Source organism: Streptomyces echinatus, from assembly GCF_014203595.1.
GTDB lineage: Bacteria > Actinomycetota > Actinomycetes > Streptomycetales > Streptomycetaceae > Streptomyces > Streptomyces echinatus.
Genome location: NZ_JACHJK010000013.1, coordinates 188,648 through 205,739, shown reverse-complemented (window position 1 = coordinate 205,739; position 17,092 = coordinate 188,648). Strand labels below are relative to the sequence as shown.

Genomic DNA, 17,092 nt, shown 5'->3' with positions numbered 1-17,092 from the left:
GTGCACGGGTGGGCTCGGGAGGGCTGGAGCTGCCTCCTGGTGACGACGGTCACGAGGGGAACTCCACAGACGTCCCGCCCGGCGCGGTGTCCCTGGCCCGGCCGATGGACGCGGGTTCCATCGGTCCGGAGCTGGACTGGGACGCCGACGCCTGGCGCGAGGTGCACACCCGCGCCCAGCGGGCCGGCCGGGCCTATATCTGGCTGAATCTCGTCGAACAGCGGCTGCGCGCGGTCGTGGCCGCCGTGCTGCGGCCCATCTACGAACCCGTGCACGGCGACGAGTGGGTGGTGGCCGCGGCCGGCCCGGCCGGGCAGGAGTGGGTGCAGCGCGCGGTCGCCGTCCGCGAAGTCAGCCGCCGCAAGGGCTACTTGCTCGACCCGGCCGACGACAACGTGCTCAGCTTCCTCACCCTGCCCCAGCTGCGCGAGCTGGTGGTGCAGCACTGGCCCTGCTTCGAACCGTACTTCGACGAGCGCCGGGACCTCGAACTCGCCCTGGACGAGCTGGAGGTGACCCGCAACGTCGTCTCCCGCAACCGGGCCCTGTCGCAGGCGGTGCTCGGCCAGGCCGAGCGGGCCTCCGCCAGGCTGCTGGAGATGCTCGGCGCCGGCGGTGACGTGCCCTCGGCGCGCCGACTGCCCGTCGACGCGGTCGAGGACCTGGTCGGCGACCGGTACGCCGACGTCGTCGCCGTCCACGCCGACCGGGTGCGTCTCATGCGCCAGTTCCCGGCCGAGGACATCTTCGGCGGCGCCCGCCGCCTCGACGCCATCGGCATCGGACTCAACCTGCTGGTGCAGAACTTCTCCGGCCGCCGTCTGGTCCGGCTCGCCGAGTCCGGCTGCCGGGTCCGGCTGCTCTTCCTCAACCCGGCCTCCAGCTCGGTGAAGCGCCGCGAGCGCGAACTCGGGATGAAACGGGGCGAACTGAGCCGTTCGGTCGAGATGAACATCCTGCACATGCGCCGGGTGCGGTCCCGGCTGCGCGACCCGGGCGCCTTTGAGATCCAGGTGTACGACGAGACGCCCCGCTTCACCGCCTATCTGGTGGACGGCGACGGCTCCGACGGGATCGCCGTCGTGCAGTCCTATCTGCGCGGGGCGCGGGGGATGGAGTCGCCGGTCCTGGTGCTGCGCAACGGCAGCCGCCTGGTCAAGTCGGACGATGTGGGGGAAGCCGGGCTCTTCCCGACATACCGTGAGGAATTCGAGCTGGCCTGGGTGGATTCGCGCCCGGTGTCCTGAACGGTCGGCACCGGGAAGCGGAATGCCCTCGTCGGATTGTCAGTGCCGCGTGCGATGGTGGAGGCCACTGGGGGAAAGCACCACCAAGAAGGGGGGCCGCCCATGGGCTGGCACCGGGAGCTGCTGATCGGCTTCGACCTGGAGACGACCGGGACCGATCCGCGGGAGGCGCGCATCGTCACGGGTGCCGTGATCGAGGTCAGGGCCGGTGAGCCCATGGGGCGCCGGGAGTGGCTGGCCGATCCGGGCGTGGAGATCCCGGCCGGCGCGGTCGCGGTCCACGGCATCAGCAACGAACGCGCGGCGGCCGAGGGCCGCCCGGCCGACCAGGTGGCCGACGCCATCGCCGGCGTCCTGGCGTCCTACTGGACGGCGGGTGTCCCGGTCGTCGCCTACAACGCGGCCTTCGACCTCACCCTGCTCTCCGCGGAACTGCGCCGGTACGGCCTGCCGTCCCTCTCCGACCGGCTGGGCGGCGCCCACCCGGCCCCGGTCATCGACCCGTACACCATCGACCGCCGGGTGGACCGCTACCGCCGCGGCAAGCGGAACCTGGAGGCGGTCTGCGCCGAGTACGGCATAGTCCTCGACGCGGCCCACAACGCCACCGCCGACGCCCTCGCCGCCGCGCGGCTCGCGTCCGCGATAGCCGAGCGCCACCCCAAGATCGCGTCCCTGGGTCCGGCGGAGCTTCATCAGCGGCAGATCCGGTGGTACGCCGAGTGGGCGGCGGACTTCCAGGCGTTCCTGAGGCGCAAGGGGGATGCCGAGGCGGTGGTGGACGGCGTGTGGCCCCTGCGGGGGCTGACCGAGAATCAGCCCGCGTGACACGGGCGGCCGTCGTCGGCCGAGCCCGCGCGAACCACGGTCCGCTCCCGGCCGTGGCCGCGTGAACTCCGGGCCGATTCCGGCCGTGGGCGCGTGCACCGCGGGTCGTTCCTGGTGGCGACCGTGTGGACGGGAAACCCTCAGAACGGGTACCACCGCACCTCCTCGTCGCCGTCCCGCAGCGACGCCACCCGGCGGCCGAACTCCGCCAGCGCCTTCGGGTTGCTCGGCGCGTGCTGGCCCACCCATGCGCAGCTGGCCGTCTCCCGGGCGCCCCGCAGCACCGCACAGCCCTCCCACTCCCGGACGTCCCAGCCGTACGCCTCGGTGAAGGACGCGTACGCCTCGGCCGGCAGCCCGTACCGGTCGCGGGAGAGGGCCATCACCACCAGATCGTGCTCGCGCAGGTCGGCGGAGAAGGTCTCCAGGTCGACCAGGACCGGCCCGTCCGGCCCGATGTGCACATTGCGGGGCAGCGCGTCGCCATGGATCGGTCCCGGCGTCAGACGCGGCGTCAGCGCCGCCGCCCGGGCGGCGAAGCCGTCGCGCCGCTCACGGAGATAGGCCGCGTCCGCCGGGTCGATCGCGTCGCCCGCGAGCCGCAGCCAGCGTTCCACACCGCCCAGCAGTTCCCGGGGCGGCAGGGCGAAGGGGGGAGAGGGGAGCGCGTGCACGATCCGCAGCAACCGCGCCAGGTCCCGCGGTTCGGCCGGACGTACCGGGTCGGGCAGCCGGTGCCACACGGTCACCGGGTGCCCCTCGACCAGCCGCGGCTTCGGTTCGGCCGCCCGCACCGCCGGTACGTCCGCCTCGGCCAGCCATCCGGCGATGGCCAGCTCGCGCTCGGCCCGCGCCAGCAGCTCGGCGTCCCGGCCCACCTTCACCACCAGCTCACCGGCGGCGAACACCGCGTTCTCGCCGAGGGCCAGGAGCCGCGCCTCACCGGCCGGTCCGGGCAGCACCTCCGCCGCGGCCAGTACGTCCCGCGCGCGTGCCTCGTCCATCGTCGTGCCTCCGTGCCGTCTTCCCGTGCCGTCTTCAAGCGCCGTCCGCGGACCCGCCGCCGGAGCCGGGCTTGGACCCCGTGCGGCCAGTCTCGCATTCGTACAGGTCGGCCGCCGTGCGCGGTCCCTTGACGGGGCACCGGCCCTTTACGACCATGAACACGCCAACCGGAGCAGGCAAAGGGGCTGATTCCGTGACAGCAGTGGCCGGAGCACGGCCGTCATCGGCCGGGCCGCGACGACCGGCCGGGCGCCGGATCGCCGATCGCGGTGCCTGGTTCCTCGTCCTGCCCGCCCTCGTCCCGATCCTCGTGCTCAGCGTCGGCCCGCTGCTCTACGGCATCCTGCTGGCCTTCACCGACGCCCAGTCCGGCCGGACGGCCGCCACCCGCTGGACCGGCGCCCTCAACTTCCAGGACCTCCTGCACGACACCCTGTTCTGGGAGTCGTTCCGGATCGGACTGGTCTGGGCGGTCGGCGTGACCGTGCCCCAGTTCCTGCTCGCGCTCGGCCTGGCCCTCCTGCTCGACCAGGACCTGAGGCTGCGCGGCCTGGCCCGGGCCCTCGCGATCGTGCCCTGGGCGATGCCCGAGGTCGTCGTCGGCATCATGTGGCGGCTCGTCTACAACCCGGACGCGGGCGTCCTCAACGAGACCCTGCGCGACCTCGGCCTCGGCGACGGACGGGACTGGCTGAGCGGCCTGGCCACCGCGCTGCCCGCGGTGATCGTCGTCGGCGTCTGGGCGGGCCTGCCACAGACCACCGTCGCCCTGCTCGCCGGCCTGCAGAACGTCCCGCGCGAACTTCACGAGGCGGCCGCGGTCGACGGCGCCGGTGCCTGGCGCCGCTTCCGCACGGTCACCTGGCCCGCGCTCAGACCGGTGGCCCTCTCCATCACCGCGCTCAACCTCATCTGGAACCTCAACTCCTTCGCCCTCGTCTATGTGCTCACGAGCGGCGGACCCGGCGGAAAGACCCGGCTGCCGATGCTCTTCGCCTACGAGGAGGCCTTCCGCTACGGCCAGTTCGGCTACGCGGCGGCGATGGGCTGCGTGCTCGTCGCGGTGGTCTCGGTCCTGCTCGCGGTGTTCCTGGCCGGCCGGCTGCGGGGCGGTGACGAGGCATGAGGACCCGCCGCACGGTCCGCGCCGGCCAGTACGCCGCGCTGCTCGCCTATCTGCTCTTCCTGGTCTTCCCGCTCCTGTGGCTGCTGTCCACCGCGCTCAAGTCCCCGCGCGAGCTGGGCAGCCTGCACCCGGACTGGATCCCGCGCCACCCCACCCTGGCCAACGTCCGGCAGGCCTTCGACGAACAGCCGCTGGCCCAGGCCGCCCTCAACTCCCTGCTGGTGGCGCTCGGCACCGCCGTCGTCGCCGTGGCGCTCGCCACCCCGATGGCCTACGTCATGGCCCGGCACCGCGGCCGGCTCGCCCGGGCCGCCACCGGCTGGGTGGTGGTCAGCCAGGCGTTCCCCTTCGTTCTGGTGATCATCCCGCTGTTCCTGGTGCTGAAGAACCTGCGGCTGATCGACTCCCTGCTCGGACTGGTGCTGGTGTACGTCGTGTGGGCGCTGCCGTTCGCGTTGTGGATGCTCACCGGTCATGTCCGGGCGGTGCCGGCCGAGCTGGAGGAGGCGGCGGCCGTCGACGGGGCCGGACGCCTGAGGACCCTCGTGTCGGTGACGGCGCCGCTGCTCGCCCCCGGCATCGCGGCGACGGCCCTGTTCGCCTTCGTCACCGCGTGGAACGAGTTCTTCTTCGCGCTGGTGCTGCTCAAGAGCCCGGACAGACAGACCCTCCCGGTCGTCCTCACCCACTTCATCGGAGCCGAGGGCGTGGCCGACCTCGGCCCGCTGGCCGCGGCCGCGTTCCTCGCCACCCTGCCCTCCGTGGCCGTCTTCGCACTGGTCCAGCGGCGGATCACGGGCGGCCTGGTCGCCGGGGCGGTGAAGAGCTGATGCGGACCCTCGCCAAGGTGCTCGCGGTACTGCTGCTCCTCGCGGGCTGCTCGTCACCCGGCCACCGCGACGGCGGCCCGGTCACCCTGCGCTTCCAGTCCCTGGCCTGGCAGCAGGAGTCCGTCGCCGCCAACAAGGAGCTGGTGCGGGAATGGAACGCCGGCCACCCGGACGTCAAGGTCGAGTACGTGCAGGGAAGCTGGGACAGCGTGCACGACCAGCTGCTCACCTCCTTCGAGGGCGGTGAGGCCCCGGACGTCGTCCACGACGCCTCCGACGACCTCGCCGACTTCGCCTACGGCGGCTACCTCGCCGACCTGACCGGCCTGCTGCCCGCCCGGCTCAGGTCCGACATCCCGCCCGGCAGCTGGCGGACGGCCACCTTCGGGCACGGCGTCTACGGCGTGCCGTTCCTCCAGGAGCCCCGGGTGCTGATCGCGAACGCGGACCTGCTGCGCGCGGCGAAGGTGCGCGTACCGACCCCCCGGCACCCGTGGAGCTGGGCGGAGTTCCGGGAGGTCGCCAAGCGGCTCAGCGGGCCCGGGAGGTACGGGGTGGCCTGGCCGCTGAAGGAGCCCGTCTCCGCCACGCTGAACCTGTCCCTGTCGGCGGGCGGCCGGCTCTTCCACCGGGGCGCGGACGGCAAGGTCACCGTGCGCTTCACCGAGGGCGACGCGGTGGTGCCCCGCACCGTCCACGACCAGGTCGCCGTCGACCACAGCGCCCCCGCCTCGACGCTCGGCAGCGGTGGCTCGGACACCCTGCCCGGCTTCTTCGCCGGCCGGTACGCCATGGTCCCGCTGGGCTTCTCCTATCGCCAGCAGATCGCGCAGCAGGCCCCCGAGGGCTTCCACTGGCAGGTGCTGCCGGCCCCGGCGGGCGCCGAGGGGCTCACCCAGGGCGTCAGCCCGCAGACGCTGTCGGTCTCCGCCGACTGTCCGCACAAGAAGGAGGCCGTCGCGTTCATCGACTTCCTGCTCCGGCCGGAGAACATGGTCCGCCTCGCCCTCGGCGACTGGATGCTGCCCACCGGCACCCAGGCCCTGAAGGACCCGGCCCTGCACGCCGCCGGGAACGGCTGGGCCACCGGCACCGCACTCGCCTCCCGGCTGCGCCCGGCGCCCGCGCAGTCGGTGCGCGGCTACCCGGAATGGAAGGACAAGGTGGCCACCCCGGCCTACCAGGAGTACTACAGCGGCGCGATCGGTCTCCCCGAACTGCGCGGACGCCTCGAACGGGACGGCAATCTCGTCCTGGCCCGCTACCAGCGCTGAGCGGTGTCGCGCCGCGACGGCGCCGGACACCGGTCAATTAATTAGACGATACGTATCGTCTCGTCTAACCTCGGCGTCATGAACCCCGCGACCCGGCCTGCCCATATCGCCATGTTCTCCATCGCCGCCCACGGCCATGTGAACCCCAGCCTGGAAGTGATCCGGGAACTCGTCGCCCGGGGGCACCGGGTCACGTACGCCGTCCCGCCCGTCTTCGCGGACAAGGTGGCGGCCACCGGGGCCCGGCCCGTGCCCTACACCTCGGTCCTGCCGGGACCCGACGCCGACCCGGAGGCCTGGGGGAACACCCTGCTGGACAACGTGGAGCCGTTCCTGGAGGACGCGATCCAGGCGCTGCCCCAGCTCATCGCGGCCTACGCCGACGACACGCCGGACCTCGTCCTGCACGACATCGCCTCCTACCCCGCCCGGGTCCTGGCCCACCGCTGGGGCGTCCCGGCGGTCTCCCTCTCCCCGAACCTCGTCGCCTGGGAGGGCTACGAGGAGGAGGTCGCCGAGCCCATGTGGCGGGAGCCGAAGCGGACCGAGCGCGGCCGGGCCTACTACGCCCGGTTCGCGGCATGGCTCGCGGAGAACGGCATCACCCAGCACCCGGACCCCTTCGCCGGCCGCCCGGAGCGCTCCCTGGTGCTCATCCCGAAGGCACTCCAGCCGAACGCCGACCGGGTGGACGAACGCGTCCACACCTTCGTCGGCGCCTGCCAGGGCGACCGCGCGGACCAGGGGGACTGGCAGCGGCCCGCCGGTGCCGAGAAGGTCGTGCTGGTCTCGCTCGGCTCGGCCTTCACCAAGCAGCCCGCCTTCTACCGCGCCTGTGTGCGCGCCTTCGGGGACCTGCCCGGCTGGCACACGGTGCTGCAGGTCGGCCAACACGTGACCCGCGCCGATCTGGGCGAGGTGCCGGACGACGTCGAGGTGCGCAACTGGGTGCCGCAGCTGGCGATCCTGCGGCAGGCCGACCTGTTCGTCACGCACGCGGGGGCCGGCGGCAGCCAGGAGGGCCTGGCCACCGCGACGCCGATGATCGCCGTACCGCAGGCCGCGGATCAGTTCGGCAACGCCGATGTGCTCCAGGCGCTCGGCGTCGCCCGGCACCTGCCCACCGAGGAGGCCACCGAGGGCCGCCTCCGCGAGGCCGCCCTCGCCCTGGTGGACGACCCCGATGTGGCCCGCCGGCTCAAGGAGATCCAGACGGGGATGGCCCAGGAGGGCGGCACCCGGCGGGCGGCCGACCTCATCGAGGCCGAACTGCCGGGCCGCGACCGGAGTTAGGGGGCTTCGTTTGGATCAGCCCGGGTCCGCGACGCCCGGCCCGGCACTCCCCCAGCCTTCGGCCGGGGGTACCCCCACGCCGCGTTGTCGGACCACCCGAGTACGCCCAGTACGCGGATGGTCCTCCGCCTTGCGATGCTCCCCCACTGCCTGAACGGCGTGGGAGGTACCCCCATCACCGGACGCCGCGGCCTGATCCGACCTGATCCAAACGAAACCCCCTAGGGCCGTCGGAGGCACGTTCCCGTACGACGCGAACGCGCCGAGGGCCCGCCGGTTCCCCGCAGGGAGCCGACGGGCCCTCGGCCGACGGCCGGAATCATACGGGCAGTCGCTCGCCGCGCTCCGGCAGCGGCGTCGCGGCCGGCTCCGGCGCCTCGTCGTGCGTCAGGTCGGGCAGCCGGTGCAGCCACTTCGGCAGGTACCAGTTGCGCTCGCCGAGCAGCGCCATCACCGCCGGCAGCAGCACCCCGCGGATGATGGTCGCGTCGATGAGCACCGCCGCGGCCAGGCCGACGCCCATCTGCTTCATCGACTGCATGGACAGCGTGCCGAAGATGGCGAACACGGCGACCATGATGACCGCGGCGCTGGTGACGACGCCGGCGGTGGTGACCACGCCGTGCCGGATCGCATCCTTCGTCGTGCGTCCGCGCATCCGGGCCTCACGGATCCGGGAGACCACGAACACGTGGTAGTCCATGGACAGTCCGAACAGGATCACGAAGAGGAACAGCGGCAGCCAGGTGACGATCGCGCCCACCCCCTCCGCGCCCACCAGCGAGGCACCCCAGCCGTGCTGGAAGACGGCGACGAGGATGCCGTAGGCGGCGGCCACCGACAGCAGGTTGAGCACGATCGACGTGATCGCGACCGTCAGCGAGCGGAACGACAGCAGCATCAGCAGGAAGGCGAAGACGACCACGAAGGCGAAGACCGGGAGGACCGAGCCCATCAGCTGGTCGTTGAAGTCGTGGTTGCCCGCGACCTGACCGGTGACCGGCGCCTGGACGCCCTCGACCTTGCCGAGCGTGGCCGGCCGGACCTCGTCACGCAGCTTCTGCAGGCTCTTCGTCGCCTCGTCCAGGTCGGAGCCGCCGACCAGCGGCACGGAGACCAGGGCGACGTCCTGCGCTTCGTACAGTTTGATGTCGACCGGGCCGCGCGAGGCGCCCGAGGCGACCGCCTCCTTCTTGAAGCCGGCCAGTGCCCGACGGACCCCGGGGGCGTCGATGTCCTTGGCCTTGACGACGACCTGGGCCGGCTCGCTGCCGCCCGGGAAGGCGTCGTTGAGGTGGTCGTACGTCTGCACGATGGGCAGCGAGTCGCCGAACTCCTGGTCCAGGGTGAGCTGCTGGGTCTTCATGCCGAGGGCGGGGGCGGCGATGGCCAGCAGCGCGCCGGACGCCACGACGACCGAGACCAGCGGCTTGGCCAGCACGCCCCGCAGCACGGCCGTCCAGAACCGGCTGTCCGAGTCCGCGCCCTGCTTGCGGCGCCTGCGCCCCAGGAACGGGAGGCGGCCCTTCTCGACCCGCTCACCGAGCAGCGAGAGCAGGGCGGGGAGCACGGTCACCGAACCGACCATCGCGACCGCCACGACCATCAGCGAGGCCAGACCCATCGCCTCGAACTCGGCGAGGCCGGTGAACAGCATGCCCGCCATCGCCACGCACACCGTGACACCGGAGACGACGATCGCCCGGCCACTGGTGGCGGCGGCGATCCTGAGGGCCGTGCCCGCGTCCCGTCCGGCGGCCCGTTCCTCGCGCTCGCGGCGCAGGTAGAACAGGCAGTAGTCGACGCCGACGGCCATACCGACCAGCAGCATCACGGAGTTGGCGGTGTCGCTCATCGGCTGGAGGTGGCTGACCAGGCCCATCAGGCCCATCGTCGCCATGATCGCGGTGATCGCGAGGGCCACCGGCAGCAGCGCGGCCACCAGCGCGCCGAACGCGATCAGCAGGATGCCGAGCGCCACCGGCACCGCCGAGTACTCGGCCTTCTGGAAGTCGTCCCCGAAGGCGTCCTTGTACTGCTTCTGCATGCTGGCGCCGCCGATCTCCTCGATCCGCAGCGAGTCGTGCTTCTTCTGCACCCCGGCGACGGCGTCCAGCACCGGCTCGATCCGGTCGGCGGCGGTCTCCGCGTCACCGCGCAGCTCGAACTGGACCAGCGCGCTGCGGCCGTCCCGGGAGATGGTGTGCGTGTCGTACGGCGAGGTGACCGCGGTGACCTTCCCGGTGCCCTCGACGGCCTTGACGACCTCGGCGACGGCCGCGCGGAACTCCGTGCCGGTGGCCTTGACGGCGCCGTCCTCCGACTGGACCAGGACGGTCTCCGAGGCCGGCTCCTCGATGCCCGCGTCGTCGATGATCTTGGCGGCGGTGTGCGTCTCGCCCTTGAGCTGGTCGCCCTCGTTCACGTCCGCCCGGCCCGCGGCCGAGCCCAGCCCCATGGCCAGGACGACGAACAGCACCCATATACCGACGGCCGCCCAGCGGTGCCGGGCGCTCCAGCCGCCGGCGCGTGCGGCCAGCCCTCGCACCCGCACCTCTGTGTTCCCCATGACGGGCGTGCCCCCCTCGTGTGCGGTGGCGGCCCCCTGCCGCCACGTCCGCGCTTGTTCGCATTCGACGGTAGGTGCCGGACAAGGGCATCTCGTCGTACTGACCGGTGAAGTGCGCGGCGCCCGGATCATCGCCGGGGAGGACAGTGGCCCCTTACACCTATCGCCGCTTCTCGGGGGTGCGCCTCAGGGGGAGGGGCGCGGGGCGGGCCGGGACCCGGAACGCCGGTGTCCGTTCCGACCGACAGAGATCCGCTTTGTCATTACGAAACTTTGTTGAACAAGTCACAGGCGCGTGTAGAGGTTGCTCCGGGCCGGGCCCATCGGCCAGAGTTTCGCGCAGCCCGCCACGGTGCGGGCGCGGCCGTCGTGCCCGCCCCCACGGGGCACGACGGCCGCTCTAGGGTGGCCGGATGACCACCTATGCGGCGCTGCTGCGCGGAATCAACGTCGGCGGCAGCAAGAAGCTCCCCATGGCCGAACTGCGCACACTCGTGACCGGCCTCGGCCACACCGGTGTCCGCACCCATCTCCAGAGCGGCCAGGCCGTCTTCACCGCCGGCCACGGCGACGAGGAGTCCCTGGCGGCGGAGCTGGCCGCGGCGATCGAGGAGCGCTTCGGCTTCAGCGTGGACGTGCTCGTGCGCGACCACGCGTACCTGAGGAAGGTCGCCGAGGCCTGCCCGTTCCCGGCCGCCGGCCTGGCGCCGAAGCAACTGCACGTCACCTACTTCTCCGCGCCCGTCACCCCCGACCGGTTCGCGGAGATCGACCAGGCCGCCCACCTCCCGGAGGAGTTCCGGCTCGGGGACCGTTGCCTGTACCTGTACGCCCCGGACGGAGTCGGCCGCTCCAAGCTCGCCGAGGCGCTGGCCCGGCCCCGGACGACCAAGGGGCTCATCGCCACGAGCCGGAACTGGAACACCGTGCTCAAGCTGGTCGAGCTGACGGCTCCGGAAGCGTGACGGCCCGGGCTGACGTTGTGACGTCTTCGCCGCCGGCCGGATCGGCGGGCGGTCAAACCCCGTCGTGATGACGGAAGTCGGTGTCCGGTGGCCGCGGGGGAGGCGCCGGCCGTGGGCCCTGCCCCGAGGGCGGGGGGTGACCCGTGAGCACCGAGGAGCGGTGTGCGAGGCTCTCCGTCATGCGCTACGTCATGATCGGGGCCGGAGCGGTCGGGGGCACCGTCGGCGGTCGGCTGGCCCAGGCCGGCCGTGAGGTCGTCCTGGTCGCCCGTGGCCGGCATCTGGCCGCCCTCCACGAGCACGGGCTCCGACTGCGGGTACCCGAGGGCGAGTTGACGCACCGGCTGCCCGTCGTCGACGGGCCGGGCCCGCTCGGCGAGCTGCGCGCCGACGACGTCCTCGTCCTCGCCGTGAAGACCCAGGACACCGTGGCCGCCCTGGAGACCTGGGCCGACGTGCCCGTCGCCGGCGGCGGCACGGCGGCCGAACGGCTGCCGCTCGTCTGTCTGCAGAACGGCGTGGAGAGCGGCCGGCTGGCGCTGCGCCGCTTCCGGCACGTCTACGGCGTCTGCGTCTGGCTGCCCTCGGCCTTCGTGGAACCCGGTGTCGTCTCCGCCGCCGGCGCCCCGCTCACCGGCATCCTCACCCTCGGCCGCGTCCCGCACGGCACCGACGACACCGCCCGCCGGATCGCCGCCGACCTCGCCGACGCGCGCTTCGAGGCGCCCGTCGTGCCCGACGTGGCCCGCTGGCAGTACGCCAAGCTGCTCGCGAACCTCGGCAACGCCCTCGAAGCGGTCAGCGGACCCGTGGCGAGCGACGACGCCCTCGCCCTGCTCGCACGGGTACGGGCCGAGGGCGAGGCCGTACTCGACGCCGCCGGGATCCCGTACGCCGGCCCGGCGGAGGAACGCGCGGCCCGCGGCGACAAGGTCACCCTGGTCCCGCTGGACGGCAGCCCGCGCGGCGGCGGCTCCTCCTGGCAGTCGCTCGTCCGGGGCACCGGCACCATCGAGGCGGACTACCTCAACGGCGAGATCGTCCTGCTGGGCCGGCTGCACGGGGTCCCGACCCCGCTGAACGAACTGCTGCAACACCTCGCCGACCGGTTCGCGCGCGAACGCCGGGAAGCCGGCTCCCTGCCGGTCGCCGAACTGGTCCGGCTGGCCGACGAGGCCGTACGGCAGGGCGGTTGACCCTCCGCCCACCCCGGCGTCGGGAGACCTCCGACACCGGGCACAGCACGAGCACACACACGACGGGGGACACGATGGACGACTTCACGAGCGACGCGGGACAACGGCTGGCCGCACGGTTCGAGGCGGACCGGCCGCACCTCGCGGCCGTGGCGTACCGGCTGCTCGGCTCGGCCGCCGAGGCCGACGACGCGCTGCAGGAGGCCTGGCTGCGCGCCCGGCAGGCGGACATCACGGCCGTCGTCAATCTCACCGGCTGGCTGACCACCGTGGTGACCCGGGTCTGCCTGAACCTGCTGCGCGCCCGCCGCAACCGGCGCGAGGAGTTCCTCGACGCCTACGACACGGGGTACGAGCCCCGGACGGAGGCCGGCACCGAGTCCGGTGACCCCGCCCGCGAGGCGCTGCTGGCCGACCAGGTCGGCGTGGCGCTGCTCGTCGTCCTCGACACGCTGAGCCCGGCCGAGCGGGTCGCCTTCGTGCTGCACGACATGTTCGCGGTGCCCTTCGACGACATCGCCCCGCTGATCGAGAAGACCCCGGCCGCCACCCGGCAGCTGGCCAGCCGCGCCCGCCGCCGGGTGCAGGGCAGGCCCGCCGCGCCCGACGCCGACGCCGGCCGTCGTCACCGGGCCGTCGAGGCGTTCCTGGCCGCGACCCGCGGCGGTGACTTCACGGCACTGGTCGCGCTGCTCGCTCCGGACGTGGTGCTGCACGCCGACGCGCTGGTCGTGCCCACGCCCGAACCGATCACCGTCCACGGGGCCGAGACCGTCGCGCGCGGCGCCATGGCGGCCGTGGCCCGCGCCCGGTTCACCGGACCCGCGCTGCTCGACGGCCGGATCGGCCTGGTCATGGCGCCGGCGGGGCGGCCGCGCGTGCTGCTGGCCTTCGCCTTCGGCGCCGACGACCGGATCACCCGGATCGACATCATGGCGGAGCCGGAACGCCTGCGCGGCACCGAGATCGGCGTCGTGGACACCGGACACGGGCCGGGTGAGGAGCGGGAACCGGACCACGAATCGCGGCGCCGACCGGACCGGGACTCCGTACCACCGGCGCACTAGGGTCGTGGCCATGACGCCCAGCGGCACCGACACGGTCCCGGTCACCGGCACCGGGACTGCCGAAGTCGCCGCTGTCGTCAGGGCGTTGACCGAACGTCCCCGCCTCTTCGACGGGAATGGCCGATAACCGCCCCTGCCGGACTCCGACTTCGCCTCCCGTGTGACACGTGGGCCGTCTCCGGCGCAGAACGGAAAGGCCGCAGCGGTCCGACGTCACAGGGGAACGCCGGACCGCTGCGGCCGATACCACACCACCCTCCCCGGCCGGGCCGGCTCACCGAACCTCGCGCGGATTCCGCGGGGGCGTCCCTAGGGTGAAGCGCGCGGACGGCCGGAGGGGACGGATGAGGGCGACGGGCACACCAGTACGTGAGGCGCGCGTGCCGTGCCTCGCCGCCGACGCGGCCGCCCGTACGCTCCGCACCGGCATCCGGGCGGCGGTCAACGGACACCGCTCACCCGGATGGGTGGCGATTTTCGGCCCTCCTGCCCTTCGCCGGCGAAGCCGCCTGCTCTACGCGGTCCGTCGCCGGGGACAACGGGTCCGCCGGGCCGCACCGGCCGGCCACCGGCGGCCACCCGGCCTCGGTAACGTCAGCGCTCCCAGTGACTTCGGCGCCCGTCGGGCAACTCCCCGCAGGGCGTCCCGAAGCCGTATCCCCCAGCCATCCGACGGCTCCTCCGGCCCGGACTCGAGCCGCCGGCCCAGAAGCGAGGACAGGAATGAGCACCTACCCCTTCGGAGACGTCAACGGCCCCGCCGAACACGGCGGCGGACGGCGGCGGAGCACCTATGCGACCTTGGACCTGGAGGCGCTCATGGACGTCGCCGACCGGCTCACCGAGACGCTGCGCGCCGAGTATCCGCAGCTCGTGAACAGCGGCGAGATCATCCAGGGTGAGCTGGCACAGTCCGCCGAGGACGGGCTGCCGCCCAACCGGGGCCGGATCCGCTCCGCGCTGGAGATCATCGCCATCGCGGCGTCGGCCGGCACCGGCAGCCTCGCCTACACCCGGCACCTCACCACCGCACTCGGCCTGTGAGCGGCCGGAGGCCCGCCACCGCGGGACGCCGCAGCCCCTGAAACCGGGGAAGCGGTCACCGACAGCCGCTGCGGCCGCACCCGCCGGGCCCCGCACGCCCGGCGCCCCGCGGCGGCGGTCCACCGCCACGGGACACACCCGTACGGCGGGCGGTGACGGGCAGCCGGTCACGGTACGACGGGCGGACACGGGCGGTCCGTCACGGTACGACGGGCAGGTAGGGGCAGCCGGTCACGCGCCCAGTGCCGCAAGCGCCGGCCGCCGGGCCCCGTCGTACCGCTCCAGCAGCAGCCGCGCGACCTCAGGTGCCGCACCCAGCACCTCGGCCAGCACATCCGCCCCGGCAGCGCCGCTCGCGATGCGGTCCGGCAGGAAGCCCGGAGCGAGCACATAGGGCGCCACGGCGACCCGCTCGCAGCCGAGCCGCCGCAGTTCGCGCACCGCGTCCTCGGTGCGCGGCAGAGATGCGGAGGCGAACGCGGGCCGCACGGCACACCAACCGGTGTGCCACCACTCCCGCGCGATTCTTGCGATCACCGCGATCGCCTCCGGGTCGGAGGACCCCGCCGAGGCCAGCACGACCCCGGTCGAGGACTTGTCGGCGGGCGTCAACCCCGCTTCGAACAGGCGCCGTTCCAGCGCGGCCAGCAGCAGCGGGGACGGGCCGAGCACATCCGCCTGCCGGATCCGCAGCCGCGCCGGGGCGTCCCGCAGCACGGCCGGGATGTCGGCCTTGGCGTGGAACGCGCGGGTCAGCAGCAGCGGCAGGGCGACGACGTCCCGCACGCCCTCCGCCGCCAGCGACTCCAGGACGCCGTGCACCGACGGGACGTTGAAGTCCAGGAAGCCGGTCTCCACCCGCAGGCCCGGCCGCAGCGACCGCACCCGCTCCACGAGACCGTGCACGGTCGCCGCATGCCGCGGATCACGGCTGCCGTGGGCGATGACGAGAAGGACCGGGCCGCGCATGTCAGCTCACCAGCAGGCCGCGGCTGCGCAGCACCCACCGCTCCAGCGGGCTGAAGATCAGCAGGTCGATGGCGATACCGACGAACAGGATGAGCAGGATCGCCTCGAACACCATGGCCATGTCGCTGGCGGTGCGCCCGTTCTCCAGCAGCTGGCCCAGGCCCACGCCCAGGTCGGGGAACTGGGCGATGATCTCCGCGGCCATCAGCGAACGCCAGGAGAAGGCCCAGCCCTGCTTCATGCCCGCCACATAGCCGGGCAGCGCGGCCGGCAGGGTGACGTGCCAGGTGCCCTTCAGACCGGTCGCGCCCATGGTGCGGCCCGCGCGCAGGAACAGCGGCGGCACCTGGTCCACGCCGGACACCAGACCGTTGGCGATCGACGGTACGGCGCCGAGCAGGATCACCGTGTACATCATCGAGTTGTTCAGGCCGAACCACACCACCGCGGGCGGCACCCACGCCACCGACGGCAGCGACTGCAGACCGGACAGGATCGGGCCGATGGCCGCGCGCACGAACCGCACCCGCCCCACCAGCAGGCCCAGCGGGGTGCCGATCAGCAGCGCGAGGCCGAAGCCGAGCAGACCGCGCGAGACACTGGTCCAGATGTAGCCGAGGAGCTTGCCCTCCACCCAGTCGTTGCGGAAGGCGTCCCAGACCGCCGACGGCGAGGGCAGCTTCGTCGGGTCGTCGACGATCTTCAGGCTGATCAGGCCCTGCCAGACCACCAGCACCACGACGATCGCGGTGATCGGCGGCACGATCTTGTCGACGAGGGTCCTGCGCAGCGGCGTACGTCCCGACTGCGCGGTCTCCAGCGCGTCGAGGCCCGCCTCCACGCTCCCCGTCGTGGGGGCGGTCGTCGTCTCAGTGCTGGCCATGGCGGCGGATCTCCCCACGCAGTACTTCGGTGATCTCGAGGGACAGCTCCGCCACCGGAGCGTCCTCGATGCGGCGCGGCTGCGGAATCTCGACCTCCCACTCGCGGGCCACCCGGCCCGGGCGGGAGGACAGCAGGACGACACGCTGCGCCAGCCGAACCGCCTCGCGCACGTTGTGCGTCACGAACAGCACGGACAGGCCGGTCTCGGCCCAGATCCGGGTCAGCTCGTCGTGCAGCACGTCCCGGGTGATGGCGTCCAGCGCCGCGAACGGCTCGTCCATCAGGAGCAGGCCGCTCTCCTGGGCGAGCGCGCGCGCCAGCGCCACGCGCTGGCGCATACCGCCCGACAGCTCGTGGACGCGCTTGCCGTGCGCGCCCTTGAGCCGGACGAGTTCCAGCAGCTCCTCGGCCTTGTCGCGCCGCTCGGGCTTGGGCACCCCCCGCAGTTTCAGGGCGAGTTCGATGTTCTTGCCCGCGGTCAGCCACGGGAAGAGCGCGTGTTCCTGGAACATCAGGGCGGGCCGGCCGTCGGTGCTGATGGACCCGGCGGTGGGCAGGTCGAGGCCCGCCACCAGGTTCAGCAACGTCGACTTGCCGCAGCCCGAGGCCCCCAGGAGGGTGACGAACTCGCCGGGCGCGACATCGAGGCTGATGTCGTCCAGGACGAGCTGCTGCCCGGCCGGTCCGGTGAAGGACTTCGAGACATGCTCGAGGCGTGCGGCGTACTCGACCGACGGAGCGGCCTTGGTGAGAGTCGGGGCCATGGTCGTCACCTCCTGGGAACTCATCGGGGC

At 73.0% G+C, this 17,092-nt stretch carries 15 protein-coding genes; 10 read left to right on the top strand and 5 right to left on the bottom strand.

The window, feature by feature from the left end; genetic code table 11:
- Positions 1-8 precede the first annotated feature (8 nt).
- Both FHS34_RS31240 and FHS34_RS31235 read left to right on the top strand, forming a co-directional pair.
- Entirely contained in the window at positions 9-1,247 is a 1,239-nt protein-coding gene (locus tag FHS34_RS31240) for a DUF5919 domain-containing protein (protein WP_184971656.1), read from the top strand.
- A 102-nt stretch (positions 1,248-1,349) separates the two neighbouring features.
- Positions 1,350-2,075 (top strand): 3'-5' exonuclease, encoded by a 726-nt coding sequence (locus tag FHS34_RS31235; RefSeq protein ID WP_184971654.1) that lies wholly within the window; start codon positions 1,350-1,352, stop codon positions 2,073-2,075.
- Between the two features lie 140 nt (positions 2,076-2,215).
- Here FHS34_RS31235 and FHS34_RS31230 read toward each other — a convergent pair whose 3' ends face one another.
- Positions 2,216-3,079: a phosphotransferase enzyme family protein gene (locus FHS34_RS31230; protein WP_184971652.1), complete on the bottom strand. Its 864-nt coding sequence runs from the start codon at positions 3,077-3,079 to the stop codon at positions 2,216-2,218.
- 155 nt (positions 3,080-3,234) lie between these two features.
- Here FHS34_RS31230 and FHS34_RS31225 point away from each other — a divergent pair, with 155 nt between their 5' ends.
- The 4 genes from FHS34_RS31225 (at position 3,235) to mgt (ending at position 7,603) form a co-directional block, all read left to right on the top strand.
- Positions 3,235-4,206, top strand: coding sequence for a carbohydrate ABC transporter permease (locus FHS34_RS31225; RefSeq protein WP_372478607.1), 972 nt, complete (start codon positions 3,235-3,237; stop codon positions 4,204-4,206).
- The gene (locus tag FHS34_RS31220; protein WP_184971650.1) at positions 4,203-5,036 is read left to right on the top strand and encodes a carbohydrate ABC transporter permease; all 834 of its coding nucleotides are present in this window, start codon (positions 4,203-4,205) and stop codon (positions 5,034-5,036) included. Before FHS34_RS31225 ends, FHS34_RS31220 begins: the two co-directional genes overlap by 4 nt.
- Positions 5,036-6,310 (top strand): ABC transporter substrate-binding protein, encoded by a 1,275-nt coding sequence (locus FHS34_RS31215; protein WP_184971648.1) that lies wholly within the window; start codon positions 5,036-5,038, stop codon positions 6,308-6,310. Before FHS34_RS31220 ends, FHS34_RS31215 begins: the two co-directional genes overlap by 1 nt.
- Before the next feature lie 78 nt (positions 6,311-6,388).
- The gene (mgt, locus tag FHS34_RS31210) at positions 6,389-7,603 is read left to right on the top strand and encodes a macrolide-inactivating glycosyltransferase (protein ID WP_184971646.1); all 1,215 of its coding nucleotides are present in this window, start codon (positions 6,389-6,391) and stop codon (positions 7,601-7,603) included.
- Positions 7,604-7,922: 319 nt separating this feature from the next.
- Here mgt and FHS34_RS31205 read toward each other — a convergent pair whose 3' ends face one another.
- On the bottom strand, positions 7,923-10,172 hold the full coding sequence (locus tag FHS34_RS31205) for an MMPL family transporter (RefSeq protein WP_184971644.1): 2,250 nt from the start codon (positions 10,170-10,172) through the stop codon (positions 7,923-7,925).
- A 413-nt stretch (positions 10,173-10,585) separates the two neighbouring features.
- Between FHS34_RS31205 and FHS34_RS31200 the strand changes: the two genes are divergently transcribed.
- The 4 genes from FHS34_RS31200 to FHS34_RS31185 all read left to right on the top strand — a co-directional run bounded on the left by FHS34_RS31200 (position 10,586) and on the right by FHS34_RS31185 (position 14,444).
- Positions 10,586-11,137: a DUF1697 domain-containing protein gene (locus tag FHS34_RS31200; RefSeq protein ID WP_184971642.1), complete on the top strand. Its 552-nt coding sequence runs from the start codon at positions 10,586-10,588 to the stop codon at positions 11,135-11,137.
- Positions 11,138-11,316: 179 nt separating this feature from the next.
- Positions 11,317-12,333 (top strand): ketopantoate reductase family protein, encoded by a 1,017-nt coding sequence (locus FHS34_RS31195; protein ID WP_184971640.1) that lies wholly within the window; start codon positions 11,317-11,319, stop codon positions 12,331-12,333.
- A gap of 74 nt (positions 12,334-12,407) precedes the next feature.
- Complete coding sequence (locus FHS34_RS31190) at positions 12,408-13,400, top strand: sigma-70 family RNA polymerase sigma factor (RefSeq protein WP_184971638.1); 993 nt, start codon at positions 12,408-12,410, stop codon at positions 13,398-13,400.
- A gap of 723 nt (positions 13,401-14,123) precedes the next feature.
- The gene (locus FHS34_RS31185) at positions 14,124-14,444 is read left to right on the top strand and encodes a hypothetical protein (protein ID WP_184971636.1); all 321 of its coding nucleotides are present in this window, start codon (positions 14,124-14,126) and stop codon (positions 14,442-14,444) included.
- A gap of 231 nt (positions 14,445-14,675) precedes the next feature.
- Here the strand turns inward: FHS34_RS31185 and FHS34_RS31180 are convergent, their stop codons facing one another.
- The 3 genes from FHS34_RS31180 to FHS34_RS31170 are packed head-to-tail and all read right to left on the bottom strand — an operon-like array spanning position 14,676 to position 17,086.
- On the bottom strand, positions 14,676-15,413 hold the full coding sequence (locus FHS34_RS31180) for a sirohydrochlorin chelatase (protein WP_184971634.1): 738 nt from the start codon (positions 15,411-15,413) through the stop codon (positions 14,676-14,678).
- Between the two features lies 1 nt (position 15,414).
- The gene (locus FHS34_RS31175) at positions 15,415-16,296 is read right to left on the bottom strand and encodes an ABC transporter permease (RefSeq protein ID WP_184971632.1); all 882 of its coding nucleotides are present in this window, start codon (positions 16,294-16,296) and stop codon (positions 15,415-15,417) included.
- On the bottom strand, positions 16,283-17,086 hold the full coding sequence (locus tag FHS34_RS31170) for an ABC transporter ATP-binding protein (protein ID WP_184971630.1): 804 nt from the start codon (positions 17,084-17,086) through the stop codon (positions 16,283-16,285). Before FHS34_RS31170 ends, FHS34_RS31175 begins: the two co-directional genes overlap by 14 nt.
- Between the last annotated feature and the right edge of the window lie 6 nt (positions 17,087-17,092).

Bases quoted from the DNA above. Each gene is read 5' to 3' on its own strand.
- FHS34_RS31205 (WP_184971644.1), bottom strand. From the start codon at position 10,172: ATGGGGAACACAGAGGTGCGGGTGCGAGGGCTGGCCGCACGCGCCGGC.
- FHS34_RS31235 (WP_184971654.1), top strand. From the start codon at position 1,350: ATGGGCTGGCACCGGGAGCTGCTGATCGGCTTCGACCTGGAGACGACC.
- FHS34_RS31170 (WP_184971630.1), bottom strand. From the start codon at position 17,086: ATGAGTTCCCAGGAGGTGACGACCATGGCCCCGACTCTCACCAAGGCC.
- FHS34_RS31180 (WP_184971634.1), bottom strand. From the start codon at position 15,413: ATGCGCGGCCCGGTCCTTCTCGTCATCGCCCACGGCAGCCGTGATCCG.
- FHS34_RS31195 (WP_184971640.1), top strand. From the start codon at position 11,317: ATGCGCTACGTCATGATCGGGGCCGGAGCGGTCGGGGGCACCGTCGGC.
- FHS34_RS31200 (WP_184971642.1), top strand. From the start codon at position 10,586: ATGACCACCTATGCGGCGCTGCTGCGCGGAATCAACGTCGGCGGCAGC.
- FHS34_RS31190 (WP_184971638.1), top strand. From the start codon at position 12,408: ATGGACGACTTCACGAGCGACGCGGGACAACGGCTGGCCGCACGGTTC.
- mgt (WP_184971646.1), top strand. From the start codon at position 6,389: ATGAACCCCGCGACCCGGCCTGCCCATATCGCCATGTTCTCCATCGCC.
- FHS34_RS31230 (WP_184971652.1), bottom strand. From the start codon at position 3,079: ATGGACGAGGCACGCGCGCGGGACGTACTGGCCGCGGCGGAGGTGCTG.
- FHS34_RS31185 (WP_184971636.1), top strand. From the start codon at position 14,124: ATGAGCACCTACCCCTTCGGAGACGTCAACGGCCCCGCCGAACACGGC.
- FHS34_RS31215 (WP_184971648.1), top strand. From the start codon at position 5,036: ATGCGGACCCTCGCCAAGGTGCTCGCGGTACTGCTGCTCCTCGCGGGC.
- FHS34_RS31175 (WP_184971632.1), bottom strand. From the start codon at position 16,296: ATGGCCAGCACTGAGACGACGACCGCCCCCACGACGGGGAGCGTGGAG.
- FHS34_RS31225 (WP_372478607.1), top strand. From the start codon at position 3,235: ATGAACACGCCAACCGGAGCAGGCAAAGGGGCTGATTCCGTGACAGCA.
- FHS34_RS31220 (WP_184971650.1), top strand. From the start codon at position 4,203: ATGAGGACCCGCCGCACGGTCCGCGCCGGCCAGTACGCCGCGCTGCTC.